The sequence below is a fragment of the Pseudoduganella sp. RAF53_2 genome (assembly GCF_052113985.1).
Taxonomy (GTDB): domain Bacteria; phylum Pseudomonadota; class Gammaproteobacteria; order Burkholderiales; family Burkholderiaceae_D; genus Rugamonas.
On record NZ_JBFRDW010000752.1, the window covers coordinates 1 to 2623 of the forward strand.

General features: G+C 61.9%; 3 protein-coding genes. All 3 read right to left on the reverse strand.

Annotated features, from left to right (window positions below):
* The coding region (locus AB4Z11_RS28940) for a cytochrome d ubiquinol oxidase subunit II (RefSeq protein WP_442029275.1) at nt 1-195 on the reverse strand (195 nt) is incomplete at its 3' end.
* Nucleotides 188-1543: a cytochrome ubiquinol oxidase subunit I gene (locus AB4Z11_RS28945; RefSeq protein WP_442029276.1), complete on the reverse strand. Its 1356-nt coding sequence runs from the start codon at nt 1541-1543 to the stop codon at nt 188-190. The genes AB4Z11_RS28945 and AB4Z11_RS28940, both read right to left, overlap by 8 nt.
* Nucleotides 1536-2623, reverse strand: a 1088-nt coding sequence (locus tag AB4Z11_RS28950) for a molybdopterin dinucleotide binding domain-containing protein (RefSeq protein ID WP_442029277.1), incomplete at its 5' end; no start/stop codon positions are given. The genes AB4Z11_RS28945 and AB4Z11_RS28950, both read right to left, overlap by 8 nt.

A 2623-nucleotide genomic window follows, 5' to 3' on the forward strand; every position in this document is an offset into this window, starting at 1 on the left:
GCCCAGCACCACCAGCCAGGTTTCATTGGCATCCCACACATGGCCGATGGACAGGAAGATCTGGTCGCGTTCCTTTTCCTCACGCGAGAACAGGCTGAGAATGCCGACGCCGAGATCGAAGCCGTCGGTAATCACATAGAACACCAGCATCAGGCACATCAGGCCGAACCAGGCGTTAGTCAGAATTTCATGCATGATTTGGCTCCTCGAATTGTGGACCGTTGCGCAGCCATTTGCGGGCAAAGGTGAAGAAGGCGATAAACAAGACGATGTAGAAGGCGATGAACATGGCGCTGCTGGACCAGATGGCGCCCGCCGCGACCGATGATGCCGCGTCCCTGGTGCGCAGCAGTCCGTAGACCGACCACGGCTGGCGGCCCACTTCACGCACGATCCAGCCGCATTCCACTGCGATATAAGGCAGCGGGATGCACAGCACCCAGGCCAGCAGCAGCTTGCGCTGGGCCAGCAGCGCTTCAAGACGTCCACGGGCGCGCTTCAGGCCCCAGGCGGTCCACACGGCCAGTGCGGCCAGCAGGAAGCCAATGCCCGCCATCACGCGGAAGGCGTAATACAGCAGGGGCAGGGCAGGTGGCTGGTCTTCCAGCGGGATGTCGCGCATGCCGGTCACTTTGCCGTGAACGTCGTGCGTGGCCAGGATACTCAGCATGCCAGGCAGTTCCAGCGACCAGTCGTTGCGCTGTTCCTGCTTGTTCGGYCAGGCCAGCAGCGACCAGTTGGCGGCGGTGCCGGGCGCGTTGGTTTCCCAGTGGCCTTCGATGGCCGCACCTTTGGCAGGCTGGCGCTCAAAGACTTCCACGCCGCTGGCGTCGCCGATCAGCACTTGCAGTGGCGCCACGACAGCCAAGGTGAGCAGTGCGATCTTGAAGGAGCGGGCGAAGAAGGGCGCGTGGCGGCGGCGATACAGATGCCAGGCCGAGATGCCAATCACCACCACCAGACCGGTTTCCATGGCGGCCAGCCACATATGCGACACGCCAAAGGCCATGGCCGGGTTGAAGATGGCGTCAACATAGCTGGTGACGACGACCTTGCCGTTTTCGACAGCGATACCGGCCGGCGTTTGCATCCATGAGTTGGCGACCATAATCCAGAAGGCGGAAATGGTCGAACCCAGCGCCACCATGGCGGTTGCGAACAGGTGCACCTTGCGTGGCACCTTGCCCCAGCCCCACAGCATGACGCCGATGAAGCCTGCCTCCAGCATGAAGGCCATGGCGCCTTCGAAGCCGAGGATATTGCCGATAAATTGTCCGGTGAAGCGCGAGAAGCCTGCCCAGTTGGTGCCGAACTGGAATTCCATCGGAATGCCGCTGACCACGCCCACGGCGAAGTTCAGGATCAGCAGCTTGCTCCAGTAGCGCACGTGGTGGTAGTAGATCACTTCACCACGGCGCAGCCACAGCGCTTCCATCAGCATCACGAAGGCGGACAGGCTGATGGTCAGGATGGGCCACAGGATGTGAAAGATGGCTGTCATCGCGAACTGCGCGCGCGACAGCATCAGGCTCGCCTCATGCATGATGTTCTCCTTGGGCGGGATGCAGCAGGACCGGGATCGACTTGGAGGTTGGCGTATTGGCCAGGTCCGCCACGCTTTCCAGCGGCACCAGCGGATTGGTCTCGGGGTAATAGGCGCCCACGCAGCCACGCGGAATGTCGTATTCCACCAGCAGGAAGTCGTCGGCGCGGCGCTGCACGCCATCCGGCCAGACGCTGGTAACGTCCACGCGGCCGCCAGCCTGGAAGCCCAGCATATGCAGGTCTTCCTTGTTGATGAAGATCACGCGGCGCAGACCGAACACGCCGCGGTAGCGGTCATCCAGACCATAGATGGTGGTGTTGTACTGGTCGTGCGAACGCGTGGTCATCATCGTCAGCAGACGCTTGCCATGAATGGCGCGGGCACGGTGGATCGGCGTGTCGCGGTCGACGGCGTTGACCAGGAACTGCGCCTTGCCGCTTGGCGTCAGCCATTCGCGTTCGCGCGAAGCGACCTTCAGATGGAAGCCGCCCGGTTTGGCGATGCGCTCGTTGTAGTCGTAGAAGTCGTCGAAGACTTTTTCGATTTCATCGCGGATCAGGGCATAGTCGCCCGCAAAGCGCAGCCAGTCGACCTTCTTGCTGCCCAGCGTGGCCTGCGCAATATTGGCGACGATGGCCACTTCCGACATCAGGTTGGGCGAGGCGGGCTGGTTGATGCCGTAGGAGATGTGCACCATGCTGACCGAGTCTTCCACGGTCACGCCTTGCGCCACGCCGTTCTGCAGGTCGATTTCGGTACGGCCCAGGGTTGGCAGGATCAGCGCATCACGGCCGTGAATCAGGTGGCTGCGATTCAGTTTGGTGGCGATATGCACGGTCAGGTCGCAATTGCGCAGGCCTTGCCAGGTCAGCGGCGTATCCGGCGTGGCCTGGGCGAAGTTGCCGCCCAAGCCGATGAAGACTTTGACGCGGCCATCGAGCATGGCGTGGATGGTGTTCACCACGTCCAGGCCGTGATGGCGCGGGGGCTCGAAATCGTAGACCTTCTGCAGGCGGTCGAGGAATTCGACGGAAGGCTGTTCTTCAATGCCGACGGTACGATCGCCCTGTACATTGG